Source organism: Rhodococcus sp. NPDC056506 (genome assembly GCF_042794945.1).
In the GTDB taxonomy this organism is placed as follows: Bacteria; Actinomycetota; Actinomycetes; order Mycobacteriales; family Mycobacteriaceae; genus Rhodococcus_F.
Genome location: NZ_JBHTSW010000026.1, coordinates 50,767 through 76,450 on the forward strand (window position 1 = coordinate 50,767; position 25,684 = coordinate 76,450).

24 protein-coding genes and 1 riboswitch are annotated in these 25,684 nt (G+C 64.4%); of the genes, 9 read left to right on the top strand and 15 right to left on the bottom strand.

Annotated elements, in window-relative coordinates; all coding sequences use genetic code 11:
* Nucleotides 1-45 precede the first annotated feature (45 nt).
* The 7 genes from ACFQ6H_RS19945 to cobG all read right to left on the bottom strand — a co-directional run bounded on the left by ACFQ6H_RS19945 (nt 46) and on the right by cobG (nt 4,791).
* Nucleotides 46-378: a type II toxin-antitoxin system HicB family antitoxin gene (locus ACFQ6H_RS19945; RefSeq protein WP_378648102.1), complete on the bottom strand. Its 333-nt coding sequence runs from the start codon at nt 376-378 to the stop codon at nt 46-48.
* Complete coding sequence (locus ACFQ6H_RS19950; RefSeq protein WP_378648104.1) at nt 375-596, bottom strand: hypothetical protein; 222 nt, start codon at nt 594-596, stop codon at nt 375-377. The genes ACFQ6H_RS19945 and ACFQ6H_RS19950 overlap by 4 nt, the downstream gene beginning before the upstream one ends.
* Nucleotides 597-731: 135 nt before the next feature.
* Nucleotides 732-1,136, bottom strand: coding sequence for a hypothetical protein (locus ACFQ6H_RS19955; protein WP_378648106.1), 405 nt, complete (start codon nt 1,134-1,136; stop codon nt 732-734).
* Entirely contained in the window at nt 1,133-1,492 is a 360-nt protein-coding gene (locus ACFQ6H_RS19960) for an HNH endonuclease (RefSeq protein WP_378446033.1), read from the bottom strand. The genes ACFQ6H_RS19955 and ACFQ6H_RS19960 overlap by 4 nt, the downstream gene beginning before the upstream one ends.
* A gap of 26 nt (nt 1,493-1,518) precedes the next feature.
* The gene (gene cobJ, locus ACFQ6H_RS19965) at nt 1,519-3,006 is read right to left on the bottom strand and encodes a precorrin-3B C(17)-methyltransferase (RefSeq protein ID WP_378648108.1); all 1,488 of its coding nucleotides are present in this window, start codon (nt 3,004-3,006) and stop codon (nt 1,519-1,521) included.
* Nucleotides 3,003-3,629 (bottom strand): precorrin-8X methylmutase, encoded by a 627-nt coding sequence (locus ACFQ6H_RS19970; RefSeq protein WP_007729839.1) that lies wholly within the window; start codon nt 3,627-3,629, stop codon nt 3,003-3,005. The genes cobJ and ACFQ6H_RS19970 overlap by 4 nt, the downstream gene beginning before the upstream one ends.
* Nucleotides 3,630-3,648: 19 nt before the next feature.
* Nucleotides 3,649-4,791 carry a precorrin-3B synthase gene (gene cobG / locus ACFQ6H_RS19975; RefSeq protein ID WP_378648110.1) on the bottom strand — a complete coding sequence of 381 codons (1,143 nt, stop codon included), beginning with the start codon at nt 4,789-4,791 and terminating at the stop codon, nt 3,649-3,651.
* Between the two features lie 74 nt (nt 4,792-4,865).
* Nucleotides 4,866-4,952, top strand: a riboswitch (cobalamin riboswitch).
* A 63-nt stretch (nt 4,953-5,015) separates the two neighbouring features.
* On the opposite strand from cobG, the gene cobN reads away from it, so the two are divergent.
* A complete protein-coding gene (gene cobN, locus ACFQ6H_RS19980) occupies nt 5,016-8,636 on the top strand; it encodes a cobaltochelatase subunit CobN (protein WP_378648112.1) in 3,621 nt (1,206 codons plus the stop codon).
* Between the two features lie 39 nt (nt 8,637-8,675).
* Here the strand turns inward: cobN and ACFQ6H_RS19985 are convergent, their stop codons facing one another.
* Nucleotides 8,676-10,331, bottom strand: coding sequence for a GMC oxidoreductase (locus tag ACFQ6H_RS19985; protein ID WP_378648114.1), 1,656 nt, complete (start codon nt 10,329-10,331; stop codon nt 8,676-8,678).
* Between the two features lie 203 nt (nt 10,332-10,534).
* On the opposite strand from ACFQ6H_RS19985, the gene ACFQ6H_RS19990 reads away from it, so the two are divergent.
* Nucleotides 10,535-10,915, top strand: coding sequence for a PPOX class F420-dependent oxidoreductase (locus ACFQ6H_RS19990; RefSeq protein WP_378446028.1), 381 nt, complete (start codon nt 10,535-10,537; stop codon nt 10,913-10,915).
* A gap of 7 nt (nt 10,916-10,922) precedes the next feature.
* Here ACFQ6H_RS19990 and ACFQ6H_RS19995 read toward each other — a convergent pair whose 3' ends face one another.
* The 4 genes from ACFQ6H_RS19995 to ACFQ6H_RS20010 are packed head-to-tail and all read right to left on the bottom strand — an operon-like array spanning nt 10,923 to nt 15,504.
* The gene (locus tag ACFQ6H_RS19995) at nt 10,923-11,828 is read right to left on the bottom strand and encodes a TIGR01777 family oxidoreductase (RefSeq protein ID WP_378648116.1); all 906 of its coding nucleotides are present in this window, start codon (nt 11,826-11,828) and stop codon (nt 10,923-10,925) included.
* Nucleotides 11,828-13,189, bottom strand: coding sequence for a metallopeptidase TldD-related protein (locus ACFQ6H_RS20000; RefSeq protein ID WP_378648118.1), 1,362 nt, complete (start codon nt 13,187-13,189; stop codon nt 11,828-11,830). The genes ACFQ6H_RS19995 and ACFQ6H_RS20000 overlap by 1 nt, the downstream gene beginning before the upstream one ends.
* Nucleotides 13,186-14,706: a TldD/PmbA family protein gene (locus ACFQ6H_RS20005; RefSeq protein ID WP_378648120.1), complete on the bottom strand. Its 1,521-nt coding sequence runs from the start codon at nt 14,704-14,706 to the stop codon at nt 13,186-13,188. The genes ACFQ6H_RS20000 and ACFQ6H_RS20005 overlap by 4 nt, the downstream gene beginning before the upstream one ends.
* Nucleotides 14,707-14,736: 30 nt before the next feature.
* Nucleotides 14,737-15,504 carry a TSUP family transporter gene (locus ACFQ6H_RS20010; RefSeq protein WP_230815638.1) on the bottom strand — a complete coding sequence of 256 codons (768 nt, stop codon included), beginning with the start codon at nt 15,502-15,504 and terminating at the stop codon, nt 14,737-14,739.
* 38 nt (nt 15,505-15,542) lie between these two features.
* Between ACFQ6H_RS20010 and ACFQ6H_RS20015 the strand changes: the two genes are divergently transcribed.
* A complete protein-coding gene (locus ACFQ6H_RS20015) occupies nt 15,543-16,706 on the top strand; it encodes a sensor histidine kinase (RefSeq protein WP_378648122.1) in 1,164 nt (387 codons plus the stop codon).
* Between the two features lie 77 nt (nt 16,707-16,783).
* Nucleotides 16,784-17,443, top strand: coding sequence for a response regulator transcription factor (locus ACFQ6H_RS20020; RefSeq protein ID WP_003945024.1), 660 nt, complete (start codon nt 16,784-16,786; stop codon nt 17,441-17,443).
* A 62-nt stretch (nt 17,444-17,505) separates the two neighbouring features.
* Here the strand turns inward: ACFQ6H_RS20020 and ACFQ6H_RS20025 are convergent, their stop codons facing one another.
* Nucleotides 17,506-18,165 carry a hypothetical protein gene (locus tag ACFQ6H_RS20025; RefSeq protein ID WP_378544144.1) on the bottom strand — a complete coding sequence of 220 codons (660 nt, stop codon included), beginning with the start codon at nt 18,163-18,165 and terminating at the stop codon, nt 17,506-17,508.
* Between the two features lie 250 nt (nt 18,166-18,415).
* Here ACFQ6H_RS20025 and ACFQ6H_RS20030 point away from each other — a divergent pair, with 250 nt between their 5' ends.
* Genes ACFQ6H_RS20030 through lnt form a run of 3 tightly spaced genes read left to right on the top strand, consistent with a single transcriptional unit; the run spans nt 18,416 to nt 22,229 of the window.
* Complete coding sequence (locus ACFQ6H_RS20030; protein ID WP_003944915.1) at nt 18,416-18,976, top strand: FxsA family protein; 561 nt, start codon at nt 18,416-18,418, stop codon at nt 18,974-18,976.
* Nucleotides 18,977-18,988: 12 nt separating this feature from the next.
* The gene (locus ACFQ6H_RS20035) at nt 18,989-20,623 is read left to right on the top strand and encodes an amidohydrolase (RefSeq protein ID WP_378648124.1); all 1,635 of its coding nucleotides are present in this window, start codon (nt 18,989-18,991) and stop codon (nt 20,621-20,623) included.
* A 37-nt stretch (nt 20,624-20,660) separates the two neighbouring features.
* Nucleotides 20,661-22,229: an apolipoprotein N-acyltransferase gene (gene lnt, locus ACFQ6H_RS20040; RefSeq protein ID WP_378648138.1), complete on the top strand. Its 1,569-nt coding sequence runs from the start codon at nt 20,661-20,663 to the stop codon at nt 22,227-22,229.
* A gap of 50 nt (nt 22,230-22,279) precedes the next feature.
* Here the strand turns inward: lnt and ACFQ6H_RS20045 are convergent, their stop codons facing one another.
* Entirely contained in the window at nt 22,280-22,675 is a 396-nt protein-coding gene (locus tag ACFQ6H_RS20045) for a RidA family protein (protein WP_378648140.1), read from the bottom strand.
* A gap of 134 nt (nt 22,676-22,809) precedes the next feature.
* Here ACFQ6H_RS20045 and ACFQ6H_RS20050 point away from each other — a divergent pair, with 134 nt between their 5' ends.
* Together ACFQ6H_RS20050 and ACFQ6H_RS20055 are read left to right on the top strand one after the other, a co-directional pair.
* Nucleotides 22,810-23,784, top strand: coding sequence for a helix-turn-helix transcriptional regulator (locus ACFQ6H_RS20050; RefSeq protein WP_378648126.1), 975 nt, complete (start codon nt 22,810-22,812; stop codon nt 23,782-23,784).
* Between the two features lie 65 nt (nt 23,785-23,849).
* Nucleotides 23,850-24,695 carry a hypothetical protein gene (locus ACFQ6H_RS20055; RefSeq protein WP_378648128.1) on the top strand — a complete coding sequence of 282 codons (846 nt, stop codon included), beginning with the start codon at nt 23,850-23,852 and terminating at the stop codon, nt 24,693-24,695.
* Nucleotides 24,696-24,705: 10 nt separating this feature from the next.
* Here ACFQ6H_RS20055 and ACFQ6H_RS20060 read toward each other — a convergent pair whose 3' ends face one another.
* Nucleotides 24,706-25,167, bottom strand: coding sequence for a hypothetical protein (locus ACFQ6H_RS20060; protein WP_378648130.1), 462 nt, complete (start codon nt 25,165-25,167; stop codon nt 24,706-24,708).
* Nucleotides 25,168-25,684: the final 517 nt, after the last annotated feature.

Here is a 25,684-nt window from a genome sequence, read left to right on the forward strand (position 1 = left end):
GTTTGGGCGAACTGAGAGATCGAGTATCTCTCAGTACCCCGTTGATCACGCGGACGCGAGACGTTCGGAGACCAACGCGTTGAGGGAAACCCCTTCCTCAGCGGCGGCTCGTGCCAGCTTGCGGTGCAAGGTCGGGGTAATCCGCACCTGAAACTTGCCCGAATATCCGCGCTCGCTCAGAGGCTCAGGGATCCGCTCACCTGTCTCTGCCATGTCCTCGAGCGTCTCGGCCACCGCTGTACGGATGCCGTCGAGGGCGGCTGCTTGAGTACCCGCGAGCCACGACAGGCCAGGGAACTCCGTGCAGGTTCCCAGGAACTCTCCGTCGGGTTCGTACCACTCGACTCGGTATGTGTAGTGCTCCACTGCGGGGATCACGGCGATTCTCCTTCCATGCGTTCGATTGCTGCCAGAACTTGCCCTAACTGGTACTGCTTGGCCTTACCGCCCGAACCCTTTTGAATATTGATGCGTGGTCCCGGCCACGGCGTCTGGAACTTGGCGTGAGACCCGGCGTTCTGCCTGGCCTGGCCGAAGGCATCGATGCAGAGTGCGAACAGTTCGTCGTAGGTGACGTTCTGCGGCGCGGTCCGCATTTGCGCGAGCAGCTTGTCTCTCTTCCCTATCCACTATTGATACTGCATCTAGTATCACCGTGGGTCAGCGGAGTGCGCAAGGTGTAAGTGCCCACACCGTGCAATTCTCTCTCCCGAGGCGGAGTCTGGAGCTGTTCACGCTTCCAGAGCACTTTCGACGACTGTGCCTTGATGAAATATCACGGTCCACCGATTCTCCGTGAACCGCCAGATGGATGATCGCTCGGTAACTCGTTGCGCTTGCGCCAGCCGGTAAGTCACCAGATACGTGTCAGGTGCAATCCGGCTCAGCGCAGGTCGGTCAACCCTCCATCCGAGTTCGGCCGCGTCATTCACTTCGCCGCGGAGTCGCCGGGTCTCGACTACCGACTGCACGTAGTCGCGGGTGTATCGCGCACCGGAGGCTCCGATTTCCCGGAACTCCGGGTCGACCACCGCATCGAACTCGTCTCGCGACATGGCTACTCGCGTCCGGTGAAACAGAGGTTCGAACTCCATCAGCTCGTCGAGAATCAGGCGCAACCCGTGCGGGGCCGTCACGACTGCTCCGAGAACTGCGCCCTCATCTCCATACCTATCTCCGCGTGGCGCAGGAGGAAGGCCTTCTCGTCATACCCCTTGCGCCGCAACCAGAGAGTGACCTCGCTGTTGCATTTGCTCGCATTGCACGAGCGGCAAGCCGGTGCGATGTTGTCGAGTGTGTAGCGCCCACCGCGGGAGATCGCGAGCACGCAGTCACGCTGCGGCGACTCGTCCGGCTCACCGCAGTACGCGCATCCACCCCAGGCCGCTTTGAGCGCGGACCACTGCTCGACGGACAGGTCGTGCTCCACCAGATCCATCCGGCGTTTCCGTTTACGCGCGTATCTGGCTTTCCGGGTCCGGTTGACGGGCATGAGGCCATGCTATCGCTGTGTGATGTTCACTCCGGGTAGCGCCGCGGGGTGAACACCTGACGGCCCGAACCGGTTTCGACGACGGTTGTCATCGAGGAGCCGACGATGAGCAGAGTGCGCATGTCGATCTCGGAAGGCTCGAGTTCACCGAGGGTAACGACCCGAACTGATTCCTCGGCACCGGCAACATCGCGGCCGATGACGACGGGAGTCTCGGGGGAGCGGTGCTCGAGCACGAGGTCCTTCATGGCCTGGACCTGCCAGGTCCGGGACTTCGACGCCGGGTTGTAGACCGCAAATGCCATGTCCGCGGCTGCAACTGCCGAGATCCGGCGTGCGACGACATCCCACGGCTTGAGGCGATCGGACAGGGAGAGCACCGCATAGTCGTGCCCGAGGGGAGCGCCGACGCGACTGGCGACAGCGTTTGCCGCCGTCATGCCGGGAAGGATGCGGACCGGGACGCCGCTCCACTGGTCTTCGGCGGCAACTTCGAGAACTGCTGCAGCCATGGCGAATACGCCGGGATCTCCCGACGAGACGACAGCTACGCGGGCGCCGTTCTTCGCGAGGTCCAGCGCCATCGCGGCGCGTTCCGCTTCGACGCGGTTGTCGCTGGAATGGCGACGCTGACCTGGACGCGTCGGCACGCGATCGACGTAAGGGCCATAGCCGACGAGGTCGGTGGCCAACGAAAGCTCATGCGCCACTTCGGGTGTGGTCCAGGCGGTATCGCCCGGCCCGAGTCCGACCACGACAACCTCGCCGCGAGACTCGGTTGCAGGTCGCGGGTTGTTCGACGGGCTCGGAACGATGGCGATCGAGAAGTACGGAACTCCGTCCGGGTCGACGTCGGCAGCAGATTCGACGCGTTGATGTGTGGTGCTCGCACGCTCGACGTAATGGGCTTCATCCAAGCGGCCGGAATCCGCGAGCGCTTGCAGGACTGGCGGGAACGTGCGTCCGAGCTTGAGGATGGCAGCGGCGTCGGTTTCCGCGAGCCGCCTGGTCAGCTCGGCCTGCGGCAACGTGCCAGGCAGGATCGTCAGGATTTCTTCACCCTCGACCAGCGGCTTTCCGAGTGCAGCCGATGCCGCGCTGACGGAGGTGACACCGGGAATCACCTCGGCGTCGAAGCGATCGGCCAGCCTCTTGTGCATGTGCATGTAGGAGCTGTAGAAGAGCGGATCGCCGGCAGCGAGCAACGCGACGGTTCGACCGGCTTCGAGGTGAACTGCCAACCGCTCGGCAGCTGCTTCGTAGAACTCGTCCATCGCGCCCTGATATCCGCCGGGATGATCAACGGTCTCGGTGGTGACGGGGTAGACGAGGTGTTCTTCGATCTGCCCTTCACGCATGTACGGCGCTGCAACGCCGCGGGAGATGCTCTTGCCGTGCCGCGCAGAGTGGAACGCGACGACGTCTGCCTCGCCGATGACGCGGGCGGCCTTGACAGTCACCAGTTCGGGATCACCGGGGCCGATTCCGACACCCCAGAGCTTGCCTGCGCTCATTCGACTTCGCTCGCAATCGCATTGACGACCGCCGCAGTGATCGCGCTGCCGCCGCGTCGGCCGCGGAGCACGAGATGGTCGATTCCGCTGGCGTGTTCGATGAGAGCTTCCTTCGACTCGGCAGCGCCGATGAAGCCGACGGGACCTCCGACGATCGCGGCGGGACGGGGCGCTCCGGCTTCGATGAGATTCAGGAGATGGAACAGTGCGGTGGGTGCGTTTCCGATCGCGACAACAGCGCCCTCGAGCTTGGCTCCCCACAGTTCGAGGGCAGCGGCCGAGCGAGTGTTGTCGATGGTCGACGCCAGCACGGGAACCCGAGGATCGCCGAGGGTGCAGATGACGTCGTTGCCGGCGGGCAGACGCTTGCGTGTGATGCCGGCCGCCACCATCTGGGCGTCGCAGAAGATCGGCGCGCCGTCGCGCAGAGCGGCACGCGCGGCCGAAACGACTCCGGGCGTGAAGGCGACGTCGTCGACGAGATCGACCTGGCCACTTGCGTGAATCATGCGAACTACAGCTTGCGAGACATCCGCCGGGAAACGGCTCAGGTCGGCTTCGGCCCGAATGGTGGCAAAGGACTGGCGATAGATTTCCGCGCCGTCACGGATGTACTCGATCATGTGCCACACGATAGAGGCATCACCGATTGGCCGGATTCACCCGGTAACCGTCACCCGTCGCAACCACATCCGCTACGTCCCCGCGGGGACGTCCGCAACTGCGCTCGCACCCGGCCCAGTGCTGCCGTCCGACGACGGGTAGCTCTGCTTGCTCGACGGCGTTGATCGCGTCGGAGCGCACGTCGGCGAGTGACTTCTCGCATCCCGGACTTCCGGTGCACGCGGTGACGTCGAGCCACGGCGAGTTCTCGTCGAAGATCAGCCCCATGGGGGCAAGCACTCGGACTACCTGTTCGGCCGCCCATTCCTCGAGGTCGAAGATGTGCACCGATCGCCACGGCGTCACGACGACAGGCTTGTCGACGGCGGCGAGGAACTCGGCCAGCCGCGCGTCGAGCAGCCCGAATCGCAGGCCGCCGCCCAGGGCAACCGTTCCGTCTCGCTGTTCGAGCCAGCCGATGGTGGGCCGCGCTTCAGGCGTGAGGTCCGCCGCGCCGATGGCCTCGGCGCCCAGGCCCAACTGCTCGAGGGTGCGCTCGATTCCGTCCGGAACCTCGGCCAGGCGCCAGTGTTTGTCGCGAACGTCGAGGAACGATCGAGCCGCCTCGAGGAGCAATTCGACGGCGTCATCTGCATGTACGCGGTGAGTGGTGTGGTGACCGGCGAGCACCAGGGAATGCTCGGTGGCGCTGTGCGCATGGAGTCCGAAATCGCCCCGCAGTCCGGTGATGTCTCCGCGCCCGTCGTCAAGGGTGAACAGGGTTCGCCCCGGCAGATCGGCCAATGCCTGATCCGCTTGGATGGCCGAATCGAGACGGTGGACCAGTTCACGAATGTCGGCGACGCCCCCGATACGGCCGGACAGTGGGGACGCGAGAATGTTGCGTACTCGCTCGTGCGTCGCGGACGGCAGGAGACCGGCCGACGCGATGCGCGCCGCGAAGGCTTCGGGATCCGAGACCGAGCGCAACTGAACATTGCCTCTCGAGGTGAGTTCCATCTGCCCGTTACCCAGATCGCGCGCCGCGTCTGCAAGCGTCTGCAATTGGGCCGGGTTGAGGAGACCGCCGGGGAGGCGCACGCGTGCCAGTGCGCCGTCGGCGGCGTGGTGAACTTGCAGTGCACCCGGGCACGCGTCTGGCTGTGAACGGTCCGTGGGCATGGCTCCAGGGTACGACCTGTCATGAGTGCCTTCTGCGGACCGGTAGCATCACCACCACCAGTGACGGCAGTTGAGGAAACCGGTGAAAGTCCGGTGCGGTCGCGCCACTGTGAGTGTTCTTTCGAACGGAATGTGTTTCCGCTCGGAAACACGAGTCAGACCCTCAACCGCCGTCGATGACAGATCTGTGCCACGGGGCGCGAAACCCCAGGAAGGCTTCACCCGTGATTCTTCTGCTCTCCACGTCCGACACCGATCTGCTGAGCGCCCGCGCCAGCCAGGAAGCCGGCGACGGAGTTTCCTACCGCTGGGCCAACCCCTCGCGCCTGCTCGTTTCGGAAGACTTGCCGCCGCTGCTCGACGGCGTCGATCTCGTGATCGTTCGCATCCTCGGCAGCCGTCGTAGCTGGGAGGACGGCCTGGACATGGTCCTCGCTTCCGGACTCCCCGTAGTCGTGCTCGGCGGCGAGCACGCGCCGGACGCCGATCTGATGGAGTGCTCGACGGTATCCGCCGGCGTCGCTGCCGAGGCCCACAACTACCTGGCCGAGGGTGGCGCGCAGAATCTGGCACAGCTGCACCACTTCCTCTCCGACACCGTCCTGCTCACCGGTCACGGTTTCGAGCCGCCGGGACACCTGCCTTCCTGGGGGATCGCGGATTTCGCGCCCGATCTCGACTCGGCGACCGGTCCCGTCATCGCCGTTCTGTACTACCGCGCTCAGCACCTGGCCGGTAACACCCGGTATATCCAGGCGTTGTGTGACGCCGTCGCCGAGGCCGGTGGCACCGCGCTCCCGATCTACTGCGCATCACTACGAACCGCAGAAGCCGAACTTCTGACCACTCTCCGCCGCGCCGACGCCATGGTCGTGACAGTTCTTGCTGCCGGTGGCACCAAGCCCGCGACGGCGTCCGCCGGTGGCGACGACGAAGCCTGGGATGTTGCCGCACTCGCTGCTCTCGACGTCCCGATCCTGCAGGGGCTGTGCCTGACCAGTAGCCGCGCCACCTGGGACGAGAACGACGACGGACTGTCGCCTCTCGACGTCGCGACCCAGGTCGCGGTGCCGGAGTTCGACGGCCGCATCATCACCGTCCCGTTCTCCTTCAAGGAAATCGACTCCGACGGACTGTCCACGTACGTCCCCGACGTCGAGCGCGCTGCCCGTGTCGCCGGGATCGCGGTCCGTCACGGCAAGCTACGCCACATTCCCACCACCGAGCGTCGCGTTGCTCTGATGCTCTCGGCGTATCCGACCAAGCACGCCCGCATCGGCAACGCCGTCGGTCTCGATACTCCGGCGAGCGCAATCGACCTGCTCACTGAAATGCGTTCTGCCGGTTACGACCTCGGTCCGGTCGACGGTCCGGACGCAGTTCCCGGCCTGGCGGCGAAGGACGGCGACGCGCTGATCCATGCCCTGATCGCGGCCGGCGGCCAGGATCCCGACTGGCTCACTGCCGAGCAGCTCGAGGGGAATCCGATCCGAATCTCGGCAGCAAAGTACCGCGAATGGTTCGCCACGTTGCCCGAAGAGCTGCGCAGCGGCGTCGAAGAGCATTGGGGCACAGCGCCCGGCGAGCTCTACGTCGACCGCTCGCAGGATCCGGACGGCGAAATCGTCATCGCGGCACTGCGATTCAACAACATCGTGCTCATGGTCCAGCCGCCCCGGGGATTCGGCGAAAAGCCCGTCGCGATCTACCACGATCCGGATCTGCCGCCGAGCCATCACTACCTCGCGGCCTACCGCTGGATCGCGGCGACGCCCGATGCTGGTGGATTCGGCGCCGACGCGGTTGTGCACCTCGGCAAGCACGGCAACCTCGAATGGTTGCCGGGCAAGACACTCGGCATGTCCAGCAACTGCGGCACCGACGCAGCCCTGGGCGACCTGCCGCTGATCTACCCCTTCCTGGTCAACGACCCGGGTGAAGGAACACAGGCAAAGCGTCGTGCCCACGCGACGCTCGTCGATCACCTGATCCCACCGATGGCCCGCGCCGAAAGCTACGGCGACATCTCCCGTCTCGAGCAACTGCTCGACGAGCACTCCAACATCTCCGCACTGGACCCGTCCAAGCTGCCGGCCATTCGCCAGCAGATCTGGACGCTGATGCGGGCAGCCAAGATGGACCACGACCTCGGCCTCGCGGAGCGCCCCGAAGAAGACGTCTTCGACGACATGCTCCTGCACGTCGACGGTTGGCTGTGCGAGATCAAGGACGTCCAGATCCGCGACGGCCTGCACATTCTCGGCCGCGCTCCCGAGGGCGACGCCGAAATCGAACTGGTACTCGCGATGCTGCGTGCCCGCCAGATGTGGGGCGGCGAACAGAGCGTTCCCGGTCTGCGTGAGGCCCTCGGGCTCAGCGAAGACGGCGACGAGTCCCGCAACCGTGTCGACGACATCGAGGAAAAGGCGCACGCTCTGGTTCGCGGCATGTACGACGCCGACTGGAGCCCCGCTGCCGCCGAAGACCTCAGCGACGACGAGACTGTCGTGAAGATCCTGCAGTTCGCCGCCACCGAAGTGGTTCCGCGCCTGCGGCAGACGAACAACGAGATCAAACAGGTCCTGCATGCGCTCGACGGCGGTTTCATCGCCGCCGGTCCGAGTGGCTCGCCGCTGCGCGGCCTGATCAATGTTCTCCCCACCGGTCGTAACTTCTACTCGGTCGACCCCAAGGCAGTTCCCTCGCGTCTGGCGTGGGAGACCGGTCAGGCGATGGCCGAGTCGCTCGCCGCTCGCTATCTCGCCGATCACGGTGAGTACCCGCGCTCGGTGGGTCTGTCCGTGTGGGGTACTGCCGCCATGCGTACCTCCGGCGACGACATCGCCGAAGTCTTTGCGCTCCTCGGTGTTCGCCCCGTCTGGGACGAAGCAAGCCGACGCGTCGTCAACCTCGAAGTCATCGATCTCGAAGAACTGGGCCGACCGCGCATCGACGTCACCGTCCGCATCTCCGGATTCTTCCGTGATGCGTTCCCGCATGTGCTCGCATTGCTCGACGACGCCGTTCAGTTGGTGGCGGCGCTGGACGAGACGGACGAGCAGAACTACGTGCGCGCCCACGCGCAGGCCGACCTTGCCGAGCATGGCGACGCCAGGCGTGCGACCACCCGTATCTTCGGTTCGAAGCCCGGAACCTACGGCGCCGGCCTGCTGCAACTCATCGACTCCAAGACCTGGCGCGGTGACGACGACCTCGCCGAGGTGTACACCAACTGGGGCGGCTTCGCGTACGGCCGCGGGCTCGACGGAATCCCGGCAGCCGACGACATGCGCAGCGCATACCGTCGAATCAACGTGGCGGCCAAGAACACCGACACGCGTGAGCACGACATCGCCGATTCGGATGACTACTTCCAGTACCACGGCGGCATGGTTGCCACTGTGCGCGCGCTGACCGGAAAGTCACCCGAGGCGTACATCGGGGACAGCACCCGGCCGGAATCGGTTCGTACACGCACACTTTCGGAAGAGACTGCCCGCGTCTTCCGGGCGCGTGTCGTCAATCCCCGCTGGCTCGACGCCATGCGCCGTCACGGGTACAAGGGTGCATTCGAGATGGCGGCCACGGTCGACTACCTCTTCGGTTACGACGCCACCACCAACGTGGTTGCGGACTGGATGTACGAGAAGCTCGCCGAGACCTACGTTCTGGACGAGCAGAACCAGAAGTTCATGACCCAGTCGAACCCGTGGGCCTTGCACGGAATCGCCGAGCGACTCCTCGAAGCTGCCGAGCGCAACATGTGGGAGCACCCCGAGCAGAAGACACTCGACGGCTTGCGTCAGGTGTACCTCGAAACCGAAGGTGAGCTCGAGGGGGAGTAAACCTCGAGAATCACCGGCAGGTCCGGGCGCTGAAGTGTTTCAGCGTCCGGACTTGATGATCTGAGCGATGTTCCGCTCCGCCAGAGCAGTGATGGTCAGTGACGGATTGACGGTGCCGGTGCTGCCCGGAATGGCAGCGCCGTCCATGACGTACAGGCCGTCGTAGCCCTTGACTCGCCCGTAGCCGTCAGTGGCCTTGCCCAGAACCGCACCGCCGAGGGGATGTGCGGTGAACGAGGAATTGACGTCCTTCGCGAACGGCAACGCGGACGGCAGCGTGGTCCCGGCGAACGCCATCTTGTTTTGAACGGCGCGCAGGGCCTCGACGGTGGCGTCGTTGCCGTTCTTCGGCCAGTTCAACACCACCCGATCGGAGCCGCCGTCGTAGGCGAAGTCGGCGCGCTGCGAGTCGAGAGTCATACCCAAGGTTCCGAGCATGCCGATGTTCACGGGCAAGCCGGGGACGTACCAATTCTCCAGCGAGAGTGGCATTCCCGACTCGTCGACGATGCGCGACGCCGACGGCGCGGCCTGCGCGGTGCCGTCACTGAAGCCGAACGAGCGCACCATTCCGGCGTCGCCGTTAGTACCCCAGCCTTTGCCGACGTGTTCGTTGAGGTTCGGCAGCGCGCCGGTCGCCTGGGCGCGCACCAACAGTTCGGACGTGCCGATGGAGCCGGCGCCGAGGAACAACCGGTCACAGGTGAGAGTCTTGCGCGCCAGAACGCCGCCCGTCGGATCCGTCGATTCGACGTCGACGACGTAACGTCCATCGCGTTCGCGACTGATTGCGAGCACCTGATGTCCGTAACAGACGGTGGCTCGTCCGGTGGCTTCGGCGGAGGGAATGTAGTTCTGCGTGAGGTCGAACTTCGCGCCGTTGGAGTTACCCATGTTGCTGTCACCGACAGTGGCCGAGGCTCGGGTTCGGCCGTCGAGTTCTGAGCGCACCACGTCCCAGTTCCAGATCCCGTCGATCCGCTGCGGATCGAAGCCCGCACGACGAGCATCCTCATCCCAGCGACGCGAGTGCCCGAAGTTCGGGGTTAGGTAGATGTCTTCGGGCAACGGGCTCAGACGCAGCATCTGGCGCACTTTGGGGTACCAGGTGGACGTCATCTCGTCGTAGTCGAGGGAGTTGCGGAAGACCGCGTCGAAGAATCGGCGCTCGGGTGCGATCATCACGCCGGTGAAGACGATGGACCCGCCGCCGACTGCAGCGCCGCGCCAGACCGAGATGTGTTCGTAGTCGGTGGCATCGAGGACGCCGCTGAAGTAGTCGCACGCCACGGGGAGTCCGGTGAGGTTGGTGAACGATGTTCGCCGGAAAACTCCGCGGCCGTCGGCCAGCATGTCGGAGGTGTGAATCTCTCGCTGCGGATCGCGCGGCCATCGAAGTCCACGTTCGAGGATGGTGACCTGGGTGCCGCTCTGCGCCAGCCTGAGGGCGGTGGCGCTTGCGCCGAATCCGGAGCCGATGACGATGGCTTCGGAATGCTCCGGGGGAGTGGGCGAGGGTACGAACAACTCGGGGACGAGCGCGCGGTAGTGATCAGCACCCATCGGTAGCGCCCGCAGAGGTGCGGGGGCTGCGTGGCTGATCGACGTCGACATGAGCGGTGCCGCGGCTGCAACTGCCGCCCCCGCCCCGGCCGCTTTGAAAAAGTCACGACGCTGCATGTCACGGCGCTGCATGTGTAAGTTCGACTCCCCAGTTCGACGGTTTGCCTCAGAATAACTCGAGATGGAGTTCGGGGTCGAAACGGTGTGTCAAATGCCTATTGAAACCGGATAAAACGTGCATAGGAGGCAAAGTTCAGTCGAGGACGAGCAGTCGCCAGATAGTCGCGGAAGCCTGTCGGTGTTCAGCGGGAGGTGCTCGCACCTATCCTCGAGGAGTGAACCCCGACTTCAAGCGTGTCTCCGAGGCCAAGTACGTCCTACTCACGACCTTCCGCAAGGACGGAACGCCGGTGGCGACTCCGCTCTGGGCCGCGCCGGACGGCGACAAGCTCCTGATGTGGACAGTCACCGATTCCTACAAGGTCAAGCGCATCAGGCGAAACCCGTCGGTCACCGTCGCTGCGTGCGATGCTCGGGGAAATCCCAAGGGTGAACCGGTTGCCGCCGTCGCCGAGATCCTCGACGGACCGGGCACCGATCATGCTCGCGACGCGATAGCACGTCGGTACGGAATCCTCGGCTGGATCACCATGAAAGGCAGTCTCCTTCGCCGCGGCAAGACCGGAACGATCGGCCTTGCCATCACTTCGGCCTGACCGCGCGTCACTTGCCGAGCAGATCATCCAAGGCTGTGTCGAACTGCGGATAGGCGAATGGGAAGCCGTTGTCCGTCAACACTTTCGACACGGCATGTCGACCGGTCAGGCCAAGGGCCGCGTCGCTGCGCAGCAGGGACGCGCCGAGTCGGACGATGAAAGCGGGTGTCGGCGGGGCAGGTGGCCGGTGAAGGTGCTTGCGCAGCCCGGCCATCAGTTCTGAATTTCGGACAGGATCCGGGGCAGTCGCGATGACCACACCCGAGGCGGCCGAATCGGGTTCGAGGGCCCAGCGCACGATCGACAGCCAGTCCTCGATGTGAATCCAACTCGTCCACTGCCTGCCCGAGGCAACGCGTCCGCCCAGACCGAAACGCACGAGCAACAGCAGTCGCTCGAGCGCCGGTGTGCCCTTCTCCAACACGACGCTGGTCCGCAGGATCACTACTCGTGACGTGTTGGCGCCCTCGACCGCTGCCTCCCAGTCCTTGGCGACGTCGGTCATCTGAGGCGGTCCGTCAGCGAGGGGAGAATCCTCGTCCAGCCGGGACTCACCCGCGTCGCCGTAGATCGCGAGCGTGCTCGCCTGGATCCAGACCGGAACAGGGCTCGCCAGTAGTTTCGACGCTTCGACCAGCGCACGGGTCGGATCGACTCGGGAACTGGTGAGTAGTGCAATGTTTGCCGGTGTGGGTCGGCGATCGACCAACTCGCCGGCCAGATTGATCACCGCGGCGCCGTCGAGTTCTCCTGCCCAGTCGCCCACCGTGACGCCGTCCCACTGAACCTGCCTGTGCCTGCCGAGTTTCGGTGACCGAGTCAGGACCACGACGTCGTACCCGCGGCCGGCGAGATCGTCGCAGATCCGGCGGCCGAGAGCGCCGGTGCCGCCGGCGATCACGACCTTCGCCATCACTGCGCCTGACTGACCGAGGACATATGGAAATCGGGAATGCGCATCGGCGGCATCGCCGTTCGAGTGAACCAGTCTTTCCACTCGCGGGGGAGCGTGATCTCGGTTCGGCCCGCCTCCGTGACCCGCCGCAGGAGATCGAGAGGGCTCTCGTTGAAACGGAAGTTGTTGACGGCGCCGACGATCTTGCCGTCCTCGATCAAATACACACCGTCACGCGTGAGTCCGGTCAACAGCAGCGTCGTGGGATCCACCTCGCGGATGTACCAGAGGGTCGTGAGCAGCAGTCCCTTCTCGGTACCTGCGATCATGTCCTCGATCGAGGTGTCGTCACCACCGGTCAGGATGAGATTGTCGCCGGGAACTGCGACAGGTCGACCGAATTCTCGCGCAGCGTGGCGCGGGTACGCCAGCGCATTGACAACCCCGTCGCGGACCCAGTCGACGGGTTCGATCTCCATACCGTTGTCGAACAGTGAGACGGATTCGCTCGACGACGTCGTGATCACGAACGGCGCGGACTGCAAGCCCTCGGCCTCGGGGTCGGAGGTCAGCGTGAGTGGCAAAGCACCAAGTTTCTCGCCGATCCGGGTGCCACCGGTGGAGGAAAGTGCGGTGTGCCCCTCTTCGGCGCCGCGACCCTCCATGGTCCACATCAGATAGATCATCAGGTCCGCCACAGCAGATGGCGGAAGAATCGTCTCGTAGCGGCCGGCGGGCAGGCTGACGGAATTACCCGCCCAGTCGAGTCGAGTGGTCAACTGTGACAAGAGCTTCGGTATTGAAATGTCGCTGAAATCGACAGTTCCGGATCCGACCCAGGCACTCGCGTCGCCGCGCTTGCCGTTGATTTCCACTGACCCGGTCGCCTGAGCCGTTCTGCGTCGCACGCCCGTCGAGGATCCGAGCCAGGTGGTGTGCAACTGGTGGTGGGCGAAGCCGAACAACTGGTCGCCGCCGTCGAAGGCCTTCGACAGGTCGGCAGCCAACTGAGCAAAGACACCGATGTCGGTCAAGGCGGGCGGCAGGTCCCAGTCGGTCTCCGCCGCCGATTGGGTGATCAAGTCGGATGCGTCGTCAGCGGGAGTGGCTGTGCGAGCAGCTTCTTCGCTTGCCTGCACGAGCGCGGAGATCTGCTCCGGATCGACACTGCTGGAACTGACGGTGCCCACCTTCGCGATGTCACCTTCGCGCACGATCGAGATCACCGTCCACGTCCGGGACAGTGAGACTCCGTTGGTGGTCATCGAATTGTTGGCCCACCGGAGCGACGCTTCACTCGCGTCGGTCACGATCACCAACGATTCGTCTACCGTCCTCGCGGCCAGTGCACGCTCGACGACCTGCTGCGGATCGATCACTGCTGAGCCTCCGAACGGGTATTGAGGATGTTGACTCCGCGGAACAGGGCGGACGGGCAGCCGTGGCTGACCGCCGCAACCTGACCGGGTTGCGCCTTGCCGCAGTTGAATGCGCCTTGCAGTTGCCAGGTCGACTCTCCGCCGACGGCTTCCATCGAGCCCCAGAAATCTGTTGTCGTCGCCTGATACGCCACGTCACGCACCTGACCGTCGAGCTTTCCGTCACGGATCTTGAAGAACCGCTGACCGGTGAACTGGAAGTTGTAGCGCTGCATGTCGATCGACCAGGACTTGTCACCGACTACGTAGATGCCGTTCTCGACTCGTGAGATCAGGTCTTCGGTCGACGTGTCCGTGTGAGGGTCGGGGGAGAGCGAGACGTTGGCCATACGCTGGATGGGAACGTGATGTGCGGAGTCTGCGTACGAGCATCCGTTGGAACGCGTCAGTCCCAGCCTCGGTGCGAACACGCGATCGAGTTGATACCCGACCAGTGTTCCGTCGGCGACCAGATCCCACCGCTGAGCGGCGACGCCGTCGTCGTCGAATCCGACGCTGGCCAGACCGTGCTCTTGGTTTCGATCGGCGGTCACGTGCATGAGCGATGTTCCGTACTTCAGCGTTCCCAGCTTGTCCGGCGTCGCGAACGACGTACCGGCGTAGGCCGCTTCGTAGCCGATTGCCCGGTCGTATTCGGTGGCATGTCCGATGGATTCGTGGATTGTGAGCCACAGATTGGTCGGATCGATCACGAGGTCGGTCGGGCCCGCTTCGACGGTCGGTGCCTTCGTCTTTTCGGCCAGCCACTCCGGTATCCGGGCGAGCTCGTCGCCCCAGTTCCACGTGCTCTCCGCCCCGAGATATTCCCATCCGCGCCCTACCGGCGGAGCCAAGGTACGCATCGATTCGAAGCTGCCGGCCGACTTGTCGACGGCTGTGGCTTCGAACTCGGGGTGCAGACGCACCCGTTGCTGGGTGATCGACGAACCGGCCAGATCCGCGTAGAAGGTCTGTTCCTTGACCTGGAGGACGCTCGCCGTGACGTGATCCACGCCGTCAGCGGCTTGAAGCCGCCCGGAATAGTCGACCAGCAGGGCTACCTTGTCGGACGTCGGTGTCGCGAAAGGATCTTCGAGGTACGGCGACACCCACGTCGCGTCGGCATAGACGGGCTCGTCGGCGAGGGTGACCGGATCACGATTGAGTGAGCGCAATGCCTTCGCAACCTCGACGGCTTGGCGCGCCAGCGCAGCCGCGACGTCAGGGGACACCTCGGCGTGGGAGGCGAACCCCCAGGTGCCGTCGACGATCACGCGGACGGCGACCCCGATCTCGTCTCCGTCGGACACGGCCTGAACTACGCCGTCGCGCAACCTGATCGACTGTGTGAGCACGCGGTGGACACGAACGTCGGCGTGCTGGGCTCCGGCGGATCTTGCTGCCGACAGCGCCGCGTCGGCGACGGCTCGCAGCGGGAGGGCGAGGAAATCTGCATCGACATCTCGGGTGACGGTCACGCACACGACGCTAGTCGACGACCGCCGATCTCAGCCGAACTGCTGCCATCCGAGGCGGATCACCATGGCGATCACGACAACCAACAGCGTGATCCGCACGAACCCCGATCCCTTGCTCAACGCCATCCGCGAACCGATGACCGCGCCGAGAACGTTGCAGACAGCCATCGCCAAACCCAAACTCCACCAGACATGTCCGGTGACGGCGAAGTACGCGAGCGCGCCGAAGTTGGAACCGAGATTGATCACCTTCGCCATCGCTGCGCTGCGGACGAATTCGGTTCCGAGGAAGGTCGCGAAGCTGATGATGAGGAACGTGCCGGTGCCCGGCCCGAGCAGACCGTCGTAGAGGCCGATGAGTCCGGCGGAGAGCAGCAGGACGAGAACGGTCTTACGCTGCGTCGGACGATGAGTGGCGATGGTGGTGCCCAGCGTCGGACGCATGGTCACGAAGACGGCGACAGCGACGAGGACGACCATCACGATCGGAATGAAGTACTTCTTGTCGATCAGTGAAACGGCCGCCGCTCCGCACGCGGCTGTCACCGCAGCCAAGGCAGCTGCCGGAGCCAGCTGCCGCCACTCCATCGGGATTCGCCGGGAGAACGTGTACACCGCGGCGCTCGTCCCGGTGAAGGCCGTGAGTTTGTTGGTGGCCAGGGCCGCCTGCGGGGTCAATTGGGGCGCGACCAGAAAGAGCGCGGGCAACAGAATCAATCCGCCGCCGCCGACGACGGCGTCCACCCAACCCGCCGCCGTCGCTGCCGTCATCAGCAGTCCCCAATCAGCAATATCCACGGCGGTGACTCTTTCACAGCTGTGACACTCTTGAGCACATGCGGAGGTTCAGCCTGTGGCTGCGAGGAAAGCCGATGATCGCGGACAGCGCTCTGGCGCTCGTGTTCTTCGCGCTCGAAGTTGTCACGTTCGTGAGCTCACCTCGCGAGGAACGATGGCCTCAGCTCGTCGTCGGATTTCTGATCTGCCTGCCGGTCGTATGGCGTCGCAAATTTCCCCGCACCTCCGCAGCGGCCATATTGTCCATGTCGTATTTCGCGACCCTGATGATGTGGGCGACAGGGGACCCGGCTGCGGAACATCCAGGACTGCTGGCACTCGGCGTCTCGCTCTACACACTCGTTGCGTACGTAGATCGGCGCACAGGGGCAATCTTCGCGTGCTTCCTGGCCCTCGACATGACTCTCTCGTTGCTCGTGATCCGTCAAGACGTGATCCTCACGATCATCATCGCGACGCTGCTCTATGCGCTCGCCTGGATCACCGCCGAGTTCTTGAGCGCGCGGCGCGCGTACGACGAGGAAGTGGCAGCCAGACTCGAAGTGGCCGAGTACGAACGGGATCGGCGCGCCGAGGATGCGGTGGCCACGGAAAGAACCCGGATCGCCCGCGAGCTCCACGACGTCGTTGCCCACGCGGTCAGCGTGATGATCGTTCAAGCGGACGGAGCGTCGTACGCGGTCGAATCCAATCCGGCGTTGGCCAAGAAGGCGCTGGGCAATATCTCCAGCACCGGACGCGACGCGCTTGCCGAACTTCGCCGGACCGTCTCGCTCCTGCGCACCGAGGTAAGCAGCGACGCGATGCCGCAACACGGAACGGCTGGTATTGCCAAGGTCGTCGAGATGATGCGTGCCGCCGGACTCGGCGTGCGGCTCGAGCTGACCGGTGAACTCGACGACGTCAGTCCGTCGGTCAGCCTGGGCATTCATCGCCTCGTCCAAGAGTCCCTGACCAATGTCCTCCGTCACGCCGGCGCAAATCCGAAGGCACGAGTCACCGTGCGCCGCACCGAGACCGCGGTATTGCTCGAGGTGGTCGACAACGGAACGTCGAGTTCGACCTTCTCCCACGGTTCGGGGAACGGACTGGTCGGCATGCGCGAGCGGGTGGCGGTACTGCACGGGACACTCGAGACCGGGCGACGCGCCGACGGCAGTTGGCGTGTCTATGCGGAACTACCACTCGAGATCCACGACTGATCCAGGCGATGTCTCTGTAACCAGGTGTCGGAGCAATCGCGTTGGCACCGACGTCTCAGGCCCGATAGGTTTACGCCGTGCCCATCACCGTGCTGCTAGTCGACGATCAGGAACTCATGCGGATGGGCCTGAACATGGTGCTCGAAGCACATGAAGACATCTCGGTCATCGGTGAGGCCGGCGACGGAGCCGCGGCGGTCGCAGCGGCGGTGGCGCTGAAGCCTGACGTCGTGTTGATGGACGTGCGGATGCCGATTGTCGACGGAGTGAAAGCCACGGAGCAGATTCTTGCCTCCGGGATCGAGTCGCGAGTCCTGGTGATGACGACGTTCGATCTCGACGAACACGCGCTCGGCGCCCTGCGAGCCGGAGCGAGCGGCTTTCTTCTCAAGGACACCCCGCCCGAGGATCTGGTGTCGGCCATCCGCAGCGTGGCGGCCGGTGATGCGGTTGTCTCCCCGAAGGTGACACGTCGTCTGCTGTCGAGGTTCATCGTGGACGGTCCGGCGCCGCGACGCGATCCGGTTGTTCTCGACGTCCTGACCGAACGCGAACGCGAAGTCCTCGGACACGTGGCCACTGGCCTGTCGAACATCGAGATCGCACAGCAGCTGTACCTGTCCGAATCGACTATCAAGTCGCACGTCGGACGCATTCTCACGAAACTCGACCTGCGCGATCGCGTGCAGGCGGTGGTGCTGGCCTACGAGACCGGGTTGGTGACTCCGGGCGCGTAGGCCGGCCACCTGTCAAGCGGCGAGCGGTTCGCTCTGGTCAGGCATCGAGCGCTTCGCTCTGGTCAGGCATCGAAGGCGCCCACTGTGGGGAGCACGATGCAGGACTTTCCGTCGGCGTAGTCGACATTGCCGAACAGTGCGGCAAATACCTTGCCGTCACCGGTGTCGACGACCTTCGAGAGCAACGGCGTATCGAGTACCGGCAACTTCTCGTCCAACGGGACGATGCCGCCCTTGAACGTGCCCACGTTGATCCAGGCGACACTCAACCCTGATGTCTTGGGGATGCCCACGTAACCCGGGATTGCCTGGAAACGAAGGTGATCGGCCTCGACCCACGGCGGCAAGGGGAAGTTCGGACCGGCCTGCGCGGAGCTGAGCGTGACGGTGACAGGCTCGCCGGCGATGCCGCACCCGATCGTCGGTGCCGGGTACATGAACGACTGAGGCTTCGTGACGCCGACGGCGGGGATATCGAGGGCTGCGGTGATCTGGTCGGCCCCTGCCGCGCCGATCAGCTGCTGGACAGCGGCGGACGCTTCGGGGGAGATGGCTGCGGCCTGGGCGATCAGCGCAGCAATACCTTCGGGTGCAACCGGTTCTGCGGCGGCGGTTCCGGCGCTCATCATCGTGCTGCCGGCGGTGAGTGCCACGACGGCGGCAGTGCCGGCGAGGGCAGCCGGGATGCGTCGGGCGAGTGTCTTGCCGGGGAGTCGGCTCATGTCGGGCTCCTTCATTTCATGAGGCCGGGAAATGCGGCCCGAAGTGACTTGACCACGTCCAGACTCTCAACGTCAACTTGAGGTTTAGAATCGTTAGCGGAGCGTTAGTTAACGCCAGGCAAGTCGACGGCGGCCCGCAGAGGCCCCATGTGACTCACGGCACCCGTCTGTTTTGCAGGTCTGCATGGTTGTCGGGAGAAAAACCGGCCCCTCGAGCGTTGAACGGGTAGACCGTCTGAAAGGGGACGTCATGATCGCCGCCGTATTCCTCCTCTACGTGATCGTCGAGATCGCAGCCTTGGTCATCGTGGGCAACGCCATCGGTGTCGCCTGGACCGTGCTGCTGTTTCTCGCCGGATCGCTTGTCGGATTGATCCTCATGCGTTCGCAGTGGCGACGGGTCATGGACGGATTCCGTAAGGCCACGCGGGGTGAGGGATCGCCGTCACTGGCGGTCGCCGACGGCGCCTTGGTCGCGGCAGGCTCCGCGTTGATGTTCGTGCCGGGACTCGTGACTTCCGTTCTGGGCCTGCTGCTTCTGATTCCGCCGACCCGCTGGGCACTGCGCCCGCTTGCCGTCCTCCTGGCAGGCAAGCGCGCAGCAGCATTTGCTGCCGGTGGTGACGCCTTTGCCGGAACCGTCGGCTACGCGGCGCGGATGCGCGGAAACGGCGAGGTGATCGACGGCGAGATCATCGTCGAGACACCCGAAACCACCGAGTACGTCGCCAGCAACGGCAAGGAACTGGTCCTCGAGGGTGAGATTCTGGACACGGATACACCCACCCGTTCGCGGGGGCCGCAGTACTAACAGGCAGACTGGGTGCTCGTGACTACTCGTCTGCTGGTCAACGGCCGGATCTACAGTTCATTTGCACCTGACGCGACCTCGATCGCCATCACCGACGGCACCGTCGTGTGGGTCGGCGACGAGCGCGCCGGACGGGCGTTGCACCCCGCCGCGGAGATCGAAGACCTGGGCGGTGCGTTTGTCACTCCAGGGTTCGTCGACACCCACGTCCACATCACCGCACTGGGACTCAATCTCGTCGGCCTCGATCTCGTGGGCGCGAGCTCTCTGGACGAATGCCTCTCGCGAGTACGAACATTCGCAGCCGCGAACCCCGAAACTGCCCATCCCGACGCAGTCATCTGGGGACACGGTTGGGACGACACCGAGTGGGCCGAGCAGACGCCGCCGTCGACCGCAGATCTCGACGCCGCGGCACCTGGCCGCAAGGTATACCTCTCGCGGATCGATGTTCACTCGGCCGCGTGCTCGAGCGCATTGCGCGACGGCATCTCCGGCCTCGCCGACACCGCTGGATACTCAGCCGAGGGCCCGTTGACGTTCGACGCACACCACCTGGCGCGCAATGCCGCTCGGAATCTGCTGACGGAAACTCAGCGCGCTTCTGCTCGTACCGCTGCGCTCGATCTCTGCGCCTCACGCGGAATCGTGGCCGTTCACGAGTGCGGGGGACCGGAAATCTCGGGATTGACCGACTTTCAGGAACTCCTGTCCCACGACCACGGCGTGGAGGTTCGGGGCTACTGGGGTGAACGCGTCGACAGCGAGGAGGACGCGCGCGCGCTCCTCGACAAGACCGGTGCACACGGACTCGGCGGGGATCTCTTCATCGACGGTTCTCTCGGTTCGCACACCGCCTGGTTGCTCGAACCCTATGCAGACCAACCTGATTCGACGGGAAACGCCTACCTCGACGTCGACGCGATCGCCGCACACATCCGGGCCTGCACCCTCGCGGGTGTCCAGGCCGGATTCCACGCCATCGGTGACGGCGCCGTGTCGTCGGCAGCTGCCGCGTTCCGGAAAGTGGCCGACGAACTGGGTGGCCCCAAGGTCGCCGCGCTGGGTCACCGCCTCGAACATGCGGAGATGATGTCGATGGCCGACGCGGAAACCTTTGCCGCCTTGGGCGTCATCGCGAGTGTCCAGCCGGTGTTCGACGCACTGTGGGGCGGCACCGACGGCCTGTACGCGACACGCCTGGGCCTCGACCGCGCGGCGGCCCTGAATCCGTTTGCCCCCGCTGCCGGTAAGGGCGTCTCACTCGCATTCAGTTCCGATGCGCCAGTCACCCCGATCGAGCCGTGGGCGATGCTGCGCGCCGCTGTTCAGCACCGCACCAATGGAAGTGGGATCTCGCCCCGCGCGGCCTTCTCCGCAGCAACACGCGGTGCGTGGCGCGCGGGCGGCGTGCGGGACGGCGCCGCGGGAACGCTCAATCCGGGCGCACCGGCCTCCTACGTGTTGTGGGAGGCAGGCGAACTCGAAGTGAGTGCACCGGCCGACTCGGTTCAGCGATGGTCCACCGATCCGCGCTCGCGAGTACCCGCTCTGCCGAGGCTCGCGGAAGATGCGCCGATACCGGTCTGCATCGAGTCCGTGCATCGCGGACGCGTCGTCTATCAGCGCAGCTCGACGAGTGAGTGAGCGCAGCGCCGAGGCGCCCGGCAACGATCGCTCCCGCGTGAACGCTGTGCTCACCGGTTCGGCATGGCTGCGTTCGCTCTACGCAGCCGCAGGTGGATTCCTGATCTTTGCCGGGTTCCCACCCCGCCCACTGTGGTTCTTGGCGCCCGTCGGGATCGCTCTTCTGACGTGTGTGTTGACCAACTTCGGCCGCGGCGGACTTCGCCTGCGTGCCGGCTTCGGTTACGGGTACCTGGCCGGTCTCGGATTCCTGGTGCCGCTGCTTCCGTGGATCGGTGTGTTCGTAGGCGCGGTCCCGTGGATCGCGTTGGCCGCGGTGGAATCGTTGTTCATCGGACTGTTCGGGTTGCTCGCTGTCCTGGTGGCGAGGTTGCCGTGGGCACCGTTGTGGATTGCCGCGACCTGGACGCTCACCGAGTGGCTTCGTTCCAGCGTTCCTTTCGGCGGATTTCCCTGGGGCAGGCTCGCATTCGGTCAATCCGAAGGGTGGCTCCTTCCCCTTGCGAGTGTCGGCGGTGCGCCGCTGCTCAGCTTCGCGGTGGCCCTGACCGGTACCGGCTTGGCAGCAATTGCCGTCGCTGTCGCAGCCAAGCGGTGGGACCGAGGATTCTTCGGAGCTGTTGCCGCTGCCCTCGTGCCCGTGATCATTGCCCTTGTGGCGTCGCCGTTCCTGGCCACCATGGATTCCGGCGACCGAACGATCACCGTCGCCGCGATTCAGGGAAGCGTTCCGCGGTTGGGCTTGGACTTCAATTCGCAACGCAAGCAGGTCCTCGACAATCATGTGAGCGAAACCGTGAAACTTGCCGCCGAGGTGGACGCGGGCCGTGTCGATCGGCCTGACGTCGTGATCTGGCCGGAGAACGCCTCGGACATCGACCCCCTGCGAAACGCTGATGCCGCCGCCGACATCACCCGAGCCTCCGAAGCGATCGGGGCGCCGATTCTTGTCGGCACCGTACTCGTGAATGCCGATCGCACGACCACGAACTCGGTGATCGTGTGGGACGGCGCCGACGGTCCTCAGGAACAACACGACAAGAAGATCATCCAGCCGTTCGGCGAATACCTGCCTTACCGGAGCTTCTTCCGGAACTTCTCGTCCTATGCCGATCGCGCGGGCAACTTCGTGCCCGGCGAGGGCAACGGGGTCGTCCACGCAGCGGACGTACCCATCGGCGTCGCAACGTGTTACGAGGTTGCGTTCGACCGAGCCTTCCAGGAGTCGGTCCGCAACGGTGCACAACTTCTCGCGGTACCCACCAACAACGCCACGTTCGGCGACACCGAGATGACGTATCAGCAGCTGGCGATGTCGCGCGTGCGGGCAGTCGAGCACGGCCGCGCGGTGGTCGTTGCTGCGACCAGTGGTGTCAGCGCGATCATCGGTCCCGACGGCGCGGTGACTTCGCAGACCGAACTGTTCGTGCCTGCCGCACTGGTGGCGAAGGTGCCGCTCTCGACCAGCACCACCCTCGCCACCCGAGTAGGCCCGGCGCCGGAAATCGTGCTCAGCATCATCGCTGTCGGCGCGATTGCCTCGGCAGTGATCGCCAGGCGCCGGGACAAGGCCGAGCTACCTGCCGAAAAGACGGCAGCAACCTGAGCCTCGGGAATCACTCCCCACCAACAGGGACGGAAACAGGGAAGGCCGCATCACGCGACGGCAGTCCCCTCGAGTTCGACCATCTGACCCGGGATTGCCAGCCGAACCACGCCGAGCATCGTCGTGGTTGGTGCGACCCCGGCGGCGGCCAGCCGTGAGGCCAACATGCCGTAGTGCGTGAACAACAGGTCCACATCTGTGGTGTAGACGTTGAGACGGACCAGGTTTGCCAGACTCATGCCGGCCTCGGCGAGCACTGCCTCCATGTTGTCGAGGCTGAGTGCTACTTGCGCAGCCATGTCGCCTTCATTCCGAGGTCGACCGTCTTCGCTCATCGACGTCTGGCCCGAAATGAACAGGGTCCGAGTCTGCCCGGAGACAATTTCACCTTGGTTGAATCCCATGTCCGCCGACCACGTCACCGGGTTGACTGCCGTTCGCTCCATTGCCACGTCGACTCCATTCGATTGTTCGAAAAACGTATGGGCGGGGGCTCGACAGCCCCCGTCTCCACCGTCGTGGAAGAAGCCTGCCAATAAATCACGACACCCTCTGTCATGTATTTCGGTACATTTTCGGAATGCGCGCTGATCGGTTGGTCTCGCTCGTGCTGATACTGCGCCAACGGGGCCGGCAGTCCGCGGACGCACTGGCACGTGAGTTGGAGGTGTCCACACGTACCGTGTTGCGCGATATCGAGGCTTTGTCTGCGGCCGGGGTACCGGTCTACGCCGAACGCGGTCGAAACGGAGGTTTCGCGCTGCTACCCGGTTTCCGAACCGAACTGACCGGACTCAACCACGACGAGGCACTTGCACTGCTGACCGCGGGATCGGCGCGTGGCGAGCAGGTTTTCGGACTCGGCTCGGAGCTCGCTTCAGCCATGCGCAAGGTCGTCGACGCGCTACCCGAAAGCAATCGAGTTCTCGCGGACATTGCCGCCCAGCGGTTTCTGATCGACCCCGAGAAGGATCTGCTCTCACGGCGATCGGTCACCGAGGAAGTGCCCGACGCGGTCTTGATCGAGGTCCGGCGTGCGGTGCTTGCCGGGCACAAGCTGCGGATCCACTACGCAGCGGTGAACCGGGCGCCGAAGTGGCGCACGGTGGATCCGGTCGGCCTGGTCACGGTGCGCGGGAAAGGCTACCTGTTGACCGTGACCTCGGGCGCTGACCGGACTTATCGGTTGTCTCGGATTCTGGCCGCAGAGGAACTCGACGAACTCGCTGAGCGGCCGGCCAGTGTCGATCTCGAACAGATCTGGCAGGAACGCAGTGCGCGCTTTCGGGCGGGCGGAGACCAGGTGGCCGTGCGGCTGCGGCTGAATCCGGCGCGCAGGGAGGAATTGGTCGAGACAGCGCTGGGCGTGCATGCCGAGAGTGACGGAGACGACGGATGGCTGCGAATGGAGGTCACCTTCCAAGATTCGCGACATGCCGAATGGGCGCTGTGGCAGCTTGGCGTCGATGCGGAGGCGTTGGCCCCGCAGTCGCTGCGCATTGCCCTGTTGAGCCGCGCCGCCGCAGTGGCGGAAAGCTACCGCGACTCGTCCTGACGCTTCAGGGGCCGTCTTCGCGGGTACTCGCTGTGCCACCCGTTCCAGCGCAAAGGCGGCGTTCCGTGACCGAGCCCGAGAAGACCCAGCCACAGAAGACCGAGCCCGAAAAGGCCGAGCGACAGATTGCAGTTCGTAATACGAGCGTGGTCGATGCGGTTCTGCAATCACCGCTCGCGGGCCTGTCGCCGTGGATCCTGCTGTCGTTACTCTCCGGGCCGGGAAGGTTCGAGGAATCCGCAGCTGCCGCGCTGGGGTTGTCACTGCTGATTTTGGCGGCCAGTCACCGGCGCGGTGGCACCGTGAAGCTGTTGGAGGTCTTCGACGTCGCGTTCTTCGGCGTTCTGGCGGCCATCGGGCTACTCGCGTCGGCGAACACGATTCGGTGGTTCGAACTCTGGGGAGGCGAACTGACCAACATCGCACTGGTGGTCTTCGCCTTCGGGTCGATCCTGCTCCGCAATCCTTTCACTTTGCAGTACGCGAAAGAGTCGACGCCCGAGGAGTATTGGACGACGCCCTTGTTTCTGCGCATCAACTACGTCATCACGGCAGTATGGGCGCTCGCCTTCACCTGGTCGGCTGCGGTGGGCCTGTTCGGAGATGCACGGCTGCACGACGGTGACAACTTCTGGACCGGATGGATTCTGCAGTTGCTCGGAACCTTCTTCGCGATCTCGTTCACCGAGTGGTACCCCGAGTACGCGCCGAACAAGGCCGCTCAGGCGCAGGGCCTCGATACCGAACCCCCGCAGTCGATTTTCCGGCTGTTCGACTTTCTGCCGGTGTTCATAGCCGTGACCGGAATCGCAGGGCTGGTGACCGACTCCGTTTCCGTGACCGCAGGCGTCACGTTGATCCTGGTCGGCGTTTTCGGATATCTGGCGATGCGAAGATTCACGGTCGACTAGAAGGTCGCAGTCATCGCGCGCCGACGGAAACCTGGTGCACGATTGTTTCGGTGACCGGCAGAGTGTTGACCGCCTCGATCGCATCCCACCTGTACTGGCCGCATGTGCCCTGGGGAACGAGCGGCCGCATACCGTACCCCTGATCGTCCACAAGCCACACGGTCGGCGGAACAAGCTGGTCTGTCATGCAAGAAGGATCCCGAGGGTCGGAGGGCACTCTGAAGGCGGACAGTACCGCCGACAGATCGCCCCTACGATGCTGCTCGACCCAACCGATCGTGTGATCGCCCCTGCCATCGCCCCTGCCATTGTCATTGTCATTGTCATTGTCATCGCCATCAGTACCGAAGTCGAAAGTGATCACGTGAGTGGGGGTGAATCCGTCGGGGATCGGTTTCGGTTCGGAAACGAGCACTCCGGTGCCGAGCGACGCGCCGAGATTGTCGGCGAGGCAGGTCGCCGGCTCGAGCATCGAAAGATCGGCTGTCGGGGGAGCCGGGGCGGAGCCCAGCACCGGGGACTCGGCACTTCCGCAGCCCACAAGGAGAAGCAGTGCGCCCGCGCCGACAAACATTCCTGACGGTCTCATTTCGACACCGTATCCGAGGTGTCCCAATGCCGTGTCGAAGTTTCACGCCGTATCGAAGTTTGGTGCACCGAAGTTTGGTGTGTCGCAGGGTGGGGGATACAGCTCACACTGGTGCACGAAGCAGTGCCGATGGTTCTCCAGCGCGAATCCAGCATTCGCGCACTGTCGGCTCGCGAGTGCGCCTGGATGCTGAATGACGTTGTACTGAAATATCTTTCAGTACGGCGAAGCATCTGGAGTTGCCACGTCGAAGAAGGGCCGAAGTATGACGTCGACTTGTGAACGATCACTCCCCGAAGAACGAGAAAGACCGCCCGGTGTAGAACCGGACGGTCTTGATCGAAGTGCTAGTTCATGCGCCGCGACGCTTGGCCTTCAGCAAGTCGAGACGCTCTTTGAG

Bases quoted from the DNA above. Each gene is read 5' to 3' on its own strand.
- ACFQ6H_RS19950 (WP_378648104.1), bottom strand. From the start codon at position 596: ATGCGGACCGCGCCGCAGAACGTCACCTACGACGAACTGTTCGCACTC.
- ACFQ6H_RS19960 (WP_378446033.1), bottom strand. From the start codon at position 1,492: ATGCCCGTCAACCGGACCCGGAAAGCCAGATACGCGCGTAAACGGAAA.
- cobJ (WP_378648108.1), bottom strand. From the start codon at position 3,006: ATGAGCGCAGGCAAGCTCTGGGGTGTCGGAATCGGCCCCGGTGATCCC.
- ACFQ6H_RS19970 (WP_007729839.1), bottom strand. From the start codon at position 3,629: ATGATCGAGTACATCCGTGACGGCGCGGAAATCTATCGCCAGTCCTTT.
- cobG (WP_378648110.1), bottom strand. From the start codon at position 4,791: ATGCCCACGGACCGTTCACAGCCAGACGCGTGCCCGGGTGCACTGCAA.
- ACFQ6H_RS19985 (WP_378648114.1), bottom strand. From the start codon at position 10,331: ATGCAGCGCCGTGACATGCAGCGTCGTGACTTTTTCAAAGCGGCCGGG.
- ACFQ6H_RS19995 (WP_378648116.1), bottom strand. From the start codon at position 11,828: ATGGCGAAGGTCGTGATCGCCGGCGGCACCGGCGCTCTCGGCCGCCGG.
- ACFQ6H_RS20015 (WP_378648122.1), top strand. From the start codon at position 15,543: ATGCGGAGGTTCAGCCTGTGGCTGCGAGGAAAGCCGATGATCGCGGAC.
- ACFQ6H_RS20025 (WP_378544144.1), bottom strand. From the start codon at position 18,165: ATGAGCCGACTCCCCGGCAAGACACTCGCCCGACGCATCCCGGCTGCC.
- ACFQ6H_RS20030 (WP_003944915.1), top strand. From the start codon at position 18,416: ATGATCGCCGCCGTATTCCTCCTCTACGTGATCGTCGAGATCGCAGCC.
- ACFQ6H_RS20045 (WP_378648140.1), bottom strand. From the start codon at position 22,675: ATGGAGCGAACGGCAGTCAACCCGGTGACGTGGTCGGCGGACATGGGA.
- ACFQ6H_RS20050 (WP_378648126.1), top strand. From the start codon at position 22,810: ATGCGCGCTGATCGGTTGGTCTCGCTCGTGCTGATACTGCGCCAACGG.
- ACFQ6H_RS20060 (WP_378648130.1), bottom strand. From the start codon at position 25,167: ATGCTCGAGCCGGCGACCTGCCTCGCCGACAATCTCGGCGCGTCGCTC.